This is a genomic window from Pseudokineococcus basanitobsidens (genome assembly GCF_037482545.1).
In the GTDB taxonomy this organism is placed as follows: Bacteria; Actinomycetota; Actinomycetes; order Actinomycetales; family Quadrisphaeraceae; genus Pseudokineococcus; species Pseudokineococcus basanitobsidens.
In genome coordinates, this window is record NZ_JBBIAA010000050.1 from 1 (window position 1) to 6,278 (window position 6,278).

5 protein-coding genes and 1 pseudogene are annotated in these 6,278 nt (G+C 72.8%); 4 read left to right on the top strand and 2 right to left on the bottom strand.

Going from position 1 to position 6,278, the window contains the following annotated elements:
- Positions 1-662: 662 nt before the first annotated feature.
- The 4 genes from WDZ17_RS17035 to WDZ17_RS17050 all read left to right on the top strand — a co-directional run bounded on the left by WDZ17_RS17035 (position 663) and on the right by WDZ17_RS17050 (position 3,707).
- Complete coding sequence (locus WDZ17_RS17035; protein WP_339576373.1) at positions 663-1,643, top strand: Rieske (2Fe-2S) protein; 981 nt, start codon at positions 663-665, stop codon at positions 1,641-1,643.
- Complete coding sequence (locus WDZ17_RS17040; RefSeq protein WP_339576374.1) at positions 1,630-2,136, top strand: hemerythrin domain-containing protein; 507 nt, start codon at positions 1,630-1,632, stop codon at positions 2,134-2,136. The genes WDZ17_RS17035 and WDZ17_RS17040 overlap by 14 nt, the downstream gene beginning before the upstream one ends.
- Before the next feature lie 616 nt (positions 2,137-2,752).
- The gene (locus WDZ17_RS17045; RefSeq protein ID WP_339576375.1) at positions 2,753-3,247 is read left to right on the top strand and encodes a hypothetical protein; all 495 of its coding nucleotides are present in this window, start codon (positions 2,753-2,755) and stop codon (positions 3,245-3,247) included.
- Positions 3,248-3,335: 88 nt separating this feature from the next.
- Complete coding sequence (locus WDZ17_RS17050) at positions 3,336-3,707, top strand: hypothetical protein (protein ID WP_339576376.1); 372 nt, start codon at positions 3,336-3,338, stop codon at positions 3,705-3,707.
- 47 nt (positions 3,708-3,754) lie between these two features.
- Here WDZ17_RS17050 and istB read toward each other — a convergent pair whose 3' ends face one another.
- Both istB and istA read right to left on the bottom strand, forming a co-directional pair.
- Positions 3,755-4,600 (bottom strand): IS21-like element helper ATPase IstB, encoded by an 846-nt coding sequence (gene istB / locus WDZ17_RS17055; protein ID WP_339576377.1) that lies wholly within the window; start codon positions 4,598-4,600, stop codon positions 3,755-3,757.
- Positions 4,600-6,248, bottom strand: a pseudogene (gene istA / locus WDZ17_RS17060) (IS21 family transposase). The gene istB and the pseudogene istA overlap by 1 nt, the downstream one beginning before the upstream one ends.
- Positions 6,249-6,278 lie beyond the last annotated feature (30 nt).

The following is a 6,278-nucleotide window of genomic DNA, read 5'->3' on the forward strand; positions in this document are numbered from 1 at the left end:
ACGGCTCGCTCGAGGCCCGCGCGCTCGTCCCCTCCTGACCGACGCTCCCTCGCACGAGGATCCGCGGCGCCCTCGCATGGCGCCACTCGCCCACCGCCCCGAGCCAGCAGCTCCGGGACCTGCTCCACGTGGTGACCCCGCCGACAGCACGACCGTCGTGAGCACGGACCCACCTCCCACCGGCGTGGTCGCCCCACGAAGCCTGCCGCAGGAAGCAACCCTCCACACCGAGGGCGCGCCCCGACGACCGACCCTCCGTCGGCGACGGCGCACGTCGCAGGAGCGGTCGTGCGCTGCCTCGCGGCGACGTCGCCCGTCGCCCGGTCCGGATGGGGATCCACGCGCAGCTCCGTCACGCGGGACGCCCTCGATCGTGCCGCCGGCGCACGGTCCAGCGTGCCGTCGACGAGCTCGAGTCGACGGGCTGCTGCTGGAGAGGTGGGAGGAGGGCAAGAGCCGGATGACGGTGGTGCGCCGCGTCGAGGTCCCCCCAGGAGGCCCTCGTCGCCGCGCTCACCACGGACGCCGAGGAGACCAAGGACCGGGGGGGGAACGCCAAGGACGGCGCGAGGAGGTAGCCCCCACCGGGCGGCGGCCCTGGGCTCGACCTCGGTTGCGGCCCCGGGTTGCGGGCGCCGCGCCGACGGGGGCGAATGGGAGCCGTGAGCCGACTGCGCGACCTCTCCGAGCGGGCGACGGTGGCGCCCGAGGGCTGGGAGCTGCTGGACCGGCCCTCCTACCGCGCCGAGCACGTCCTCGGGGTGTCCTTCAACGCCCTGGGCCGTGCCCGCGGACCGGTTCTCGACGCGCTGCACGGCACCTGGCTGGGCCACCCGCTGCACCCGGCGCTGACCGACGTGCCGATCGGCTCCTGGACGGCCGCGCTCGCGCTCGACTGCGTCGACGTCGTCGGTGGGGGGCGTACCGCCGGGCTCGCCGCGGCGTCGCGCACCTGCACGGGCCTGGGCGTCCTGGGCGCCGTCGCGTCCGCCGTCACCGGCCTGGCCGACTGGCAGCACACGCACGAGGGCGCACGTCGCGTCGGCGTCGTCCACGGGCTCCTGAGCTCGGCGGCCGTCGCTCTCCAGCTGGCGTCCTGGCGCTGCCGCCGCGACGCGCCCCGCCGGGGCCGGCTCCTCGGGGCGGCCGGGTGGGTCGTGGTCACGGCCAGCGCCGCCCTCGGCGGCGCACTCGTGCACCGCCACGGGATCGGCGGCGACCACGCCGACCGGTCCCTCGCGCCGCGGACCTTCACCGACGCCCTGCCAGTGACCGACCTCGAGGCAGGTCGCCCCGTGCGGGCCGACGTGGACGGCGTGCGCGTCGTCCTCCTGCGCGAGGACGACGGCCCGGTGCGGGCCCTGGGCGAGGAGTGCCCGCACCTGCGCGGGCCGCTCTCGGAGGGCTGGGTGACGCGCAAGGGCCTCGTCTGCCCGTGGCACGGCTCGTGCTTCTCCACGGAGGACGGCGAGGTGGTCCACGGCCCGGCCACGGCGCCGCTGCCCCGCTTCGAGGCACGCCTGCGGGACGGGCGAGTGCAGGTGCGGCGGGTCCCGCCGGTGCCCGGGGCCTCGCCCGGGAGCGTCACGGCCGCCGAGCAGCGGCACGAGGACGAGCGGGAGGTCGGTCGTGCGCGCCACTGAGGTGCTCTCCGCCCACCACGACGAGCTGCGGGCGCTGCTGACGCGGCTCGGCGGCCTGCCCGCCGACCGGGTCGACGAACGCCGGCAGGTGCTCGACCACCTGGTCGACGAGCTGAGCATGCACGAGCAGCTCGAGGACGAGATCTTCTACCCGTCCGTGACGGCCGCCAGCCCCAGGGTGGCCGTGGCGCACGCCGAGCACCGTTACCTGGAGGACCAGGTCGCCGTCGTCCTACGGACGGGGCCGCGCCGAGCCGGCTTCGACGCCGAGGTCCGCGTGCTGCACCAGGCCGTGGAGCACCACGCCGGCCAGGAGGAGCGCGAGATGTTCGCCGAGGTCGACGCGAAGCTCGACCACGACGTCCTCGAGCAGATGGGTGCGCGCATCAGCAGCCGGCTCGAGGAGCTGCGGGCGTCCCGCACCACGAAGCTGCGGCTGCGCGTCAAGCGCGCCGTGCTGCGTGGTACCCCGGGCGGCGCGCCCGGGAGGTGACGCACCCGGGGCTGCCGGCAGAGGTCAGCCCGGCGCCGTCCTCGAGGCGCACCGTGACGGGGCCGGCCGGCGCCGCCCCACTGGCTCTGTCAAGGTCAACTGGCCCCACCGTGTCAGAGGTAGTTGGCCCCACGAGAACCCCACGAGGGTGTCGCCATCTTTGGGCGGGGCGTGGCCCAGCACCTGATCGTCTCCACCGCCACGTCTTGCCCGCCATGTGCTGGCGCCTGCCGTGACAGGGGGCCGAGGCCTGTGCGTACCCGGCGGCGACGCGCTGGCGGGTGTTGGCGGCTGCCCCGCTTCAAGTGCCGTAGGGACATTTCGGGCACTTTCCGGTTCTTCCGCGCGTAGGCCGACGCTCGCCCTAAATTCCCGCTCGGCGGAGGGACGGACTCTCCGCAAGGAGGGTCGGACCGTGGGCACGAGAACACGTCTCTTCACGATGGTGGTGGCCATCGGCCTCAGCGTCGGCGCAACCCCAGCAGCCTTCGCAGCCGGACCGACAGGAGCCCCTGGCAAGGGAAGCACTGTCGCCGTCGGCAGCTACGAGGCAACGGAATCCACCACTGACGACGGCGCCGTCGTCATCGGCACCTACGAACAGTGGGCTGGCGCCATGCAGAAGCAGGGTTACTCCACGCCTCCCCAGCCGGCCCCGGACGACGACCCCAGCACGTCGGCGGCCGCCGACCCAGACCCCGTGCCCGATGCCGCCCCCTGGCCGGGCGGGGGCGACAGCACCTGGTCGGTCGTGCGCTCGATCACCGACCGCAAGGGGAAGTCGATGCCCCTGCGGACGGGCAACGCCAGCTTCGGCATGAGGCACCTGCGGGCCAACCACAACATCACCAGCGCCAGCCTCGTCTACGCAACCGTCCGCGCCGACACGAGCCCCAACACCGAGACACGTCGCGGGCCCAACAGGCCTCAATACGAGGCCGTCACGTACTACAGCAACAACCCGTGGAAGTCCGAGACGATCGTGGTGGGTGGCCAGTACACGCGTGGCGGTTCGCAGCCGAGCAGCGTGTCCGGACCTCTGGGAGTCATCACCGCCTACTGCAAGGGCAAGTCGGTCTGCCCCACCTGGGTCAACGGGTACGTCGGCTGATCGCAGGGGCTCGCCGTCCGGCCTGTCCGGCCAGCGCACCCTCGGGCGGGCCGGACGGCAGCCTCTCAGGGCTACAGTATTGATCACCATGAGCGGTGCACCAGATCCTGTGGCCATCTGTCAAGCACTTCTGGACTTGGCATCGAAGGTCGAACAGGCAGAGCCAGGCGGCGGCTCAAATGGCGCGAAGATCAGTCGTGCATGGACCGAAGGCGTCGCTGGTCGCCAAGTCGTCCTGTACGTGACGTACAAGCATCCATGGGTAGCGTTTCCTCTCGGCCTGCGCAGGCAAGTGGACAACGACTTCACTCTGGCAGCTTCCGGTTCGCTGGAAGAGCGCATTGCTCATGATATTTACTGGCGCGACATCGATGTTCCCGTAGGGGAGGGTGCCGTGTATGCCGTGGATCCTGGCGGCGTGCACTGGTGGGGAGAACCGCCGGCCGGTCACATCAAATAGGTAGTAGGGCGACCGTTGCGACCGCAGTGGATCGACGTCGAAGCGCTTTAACGGTCGGTGTCGTGGCCCGCTCGTTGGGCGCGGGTGTGGGCGAGTCGGTAGGAGGTGGTGCCGGTCTCGATGATGTTGCCGCCGAAGGTGAGCCGGTCGACGATGGCGGCGCAGAGCCTGGGGTCGGTGAAGGTCTTGGTCCAGCCGCTGAAGCTCTCGTTGGACGCGATCGCGACCGAGTTAGTCTCCTCGCGTTCGGTCAGGACCTGGAAGAGCAGCTCGGCGCCGCGCCGGTCGAGCTCCATGTAGCCGAGCTCGTCCAGGCAGAGCAGGTCGACCCGGCCGTAGCGGGCGATGGTCTTGGACAGCTGGCGTTCGTCGGCGGCCTCGACGAGCTCGTTGACGAGCTTGGCGGCCAGCACGTACTTCACCCGGTGGCCGGCCATCGCCGCGGCAGCGCCGAGGCCGATGAGCAGGTGGCTCTTTCCGGTGCCCGAGTCCCCGATCAGGCACAGCGGTTCGCCCTTGGCCACCCAGGCGCAGGTCGCGAGCTGGGCGATGAGGGCTGGCGGGATGTGCGGGTTGGCGGCGTAGTCGAAGTCGGACAGCCACTTCTCCCGCGGAAATCCGGCGGCGGTGATCCGCCGCGTGGAGCGTCGCCGGTCGCGGTCGTCGCACTCGGCCATCAGCAGCTCGGCGAGAAACCCGCGGTAGGTCAGCTGCTCGCGCGCCGCGGCGTCGGCGACCTCGGCGAAGCGGGCCCGCATCGTCGGCAGCCGCAGCATCCGGCAGGCCTGGTCGACCGCGGCGTCCGCGGCCTGCTCACTGACCCCTGCCCTTCCTGCCCGGCCCGCGCCGGCTCGTAGGGCACCGGTGCTGGGCGTGGCGGTCGTGGTGGTCATCAGACTCCTTGGGCTCCGGCCGCTGGCGGGTGGGCCAGCAGCTCGTCGTACTGGGCGACGGACGGCAGGGGCCGCCCGTCCACGGGAAGGTCGGCGCCGGCGCCGGTGCTGGCGGCCCGGTCCCGGGCCTCGAGGAGTCGACGCTCGGTCAGGCTCACCACCTGGTCCTTGGCGATGGCCGCCGGCGCCTGGCGCTCGGCGGTGGTCAGCGCGGGCGGGAACGTGGGCGTGGTGCCGGTCCGGGCGTGCGTGGCCTTGCGGGCCTCGACCGCGACGACGTCGGGGCTGGCCGCGCCCACCGACACGGCGGCGGCCAGACCGGCGACGACGTCCCCGTGGGAGAGGTGGCGGTGCAGCAGCAGGACCTCGACCAGCAGCCGGGTGCCGCCGCTGTCCCCGGCGTGCTTGCGCGCCAGCGCCCAGAACGCCTCGTGCGCCGAGGTGAACGTCCCGGCCGCGCGGGCCTGGGCCAGCGCGGTCGCCCCGGGCATGGCCCCGGGCTTGCGGGCCAGGACCTCCAGGTAGTGGTCCAGCAGCAGCACGGTGCTGCCCTTGCGGACCGACCGGGCGTGCCGGGCGACCTCGGTACGGGCCTCGAAGACCACGACCTCCGAGGCGCGCAGCGAAACTCTCACCCGCCGGCCGATCAGCCGGGCCGGCACCGAGTACTGGCACTGGCGGACCATCACCCGGCGTACCGGTCGACCCGCGGGGTCAAGCTCAGGCCCGGGTCGAACCCCTCGGCGGGCAGGGCCCGCAGCAGCGGCCGCTCCAGGGCCAGGTCCTGTCCGACGGTGCGGGTGCGGTTCTCGATCCTGCGGGCCAGGTCGCTCTCGTCGGCCCGCTCCAGGCGGGCGTTGAGCTCCCCCAGGGTGGCAACGTCGGGCTGGGGGACCAGGTGGTTGCGGCGGAAGCGGCCGACCTCACCCTCCACGCCGCCCTTCTCGTGCGCCCCCTCGATCCCGGGCATGCAGTAGAACGCGTCGAAGCCGGCGTGGGAGCGGAACAGGGTCCACCGGTCGGACTCGGTGCGGGTGCGACCGAACAGCACCCGGGTCACGGCGCTCTTGAGGTTGTCGTAGCGGATGTGCACCGTCGGGACCCCCAGCACGGCGAAAGCCTCGAGGTGGCCCTCGATGAACGCCTCCTGGCCCTGGGAGGCGTAGACGCGGTGGACCGCGGCGCCGCTGAAGGACAGCCGGTAGGTGAACATGAAGCACCGGGTCTTCTCACCCGCCAGCGTCAGCCACACGTCACCGAAGTCGACCTCGGCCTGCTCGCCTGGTGCGTGAGTCTGCGGGACGAACGCCTGCTCGCCCACCCGGCCGGCTTCGGCCTGGATCTGCGGGCGCCGGCGGGCGACGTAGTCCCGGACGCTGGCGTACGACACCTCGCCCATCGCGTGCTCGTCGACCAAGCGGGCCAGCACCCGCCGGGCGGTGTGCTGCTGCTTGCGGTGCGCGGCCAGGTCTTCACGCAGCATCGCGTCGATCAACGGCTTGGCCGGGTCCAGCTTCGGCGCCGTGAACACCCGCGCCTTGCGCGCCGGTGGCGCCGCAGCCGACAGCGCCTGCCGAACTGTGCGGCGGTGCACCCCGTGCCGCTCCGCCAACGCCCGGATCGAGAGTCCCTCCACCCTCCCTGGCAGGCTGAGGTGAGACGCCCCGACCTGGGGTGG

Bases quoted from the DNA above. Each gene is read 5' to 3' on its own strand.
- WDZ17_RS17045 (WP_339576375.1), top strand. From the start codon at position 2,753: ATGCAGAAGCAGGGTTACTCCACGCCTCCCCAGCCGGCCCCGGACGAC.
- WDZ17_RS17050 (WP_339576376.1), top strand. From the start codon at position 3,336: ATGAGCGGTGCACCAGATCCTGTGGCCATCTGTCAAGCACTTCTGGAC.
- istB (WP_339576377.1), bottom strand. From the start codon at position 4,600: ATGACCACCACGACCGCCACGCCCAGCACCGGTGCCCTACGAGCCGGC.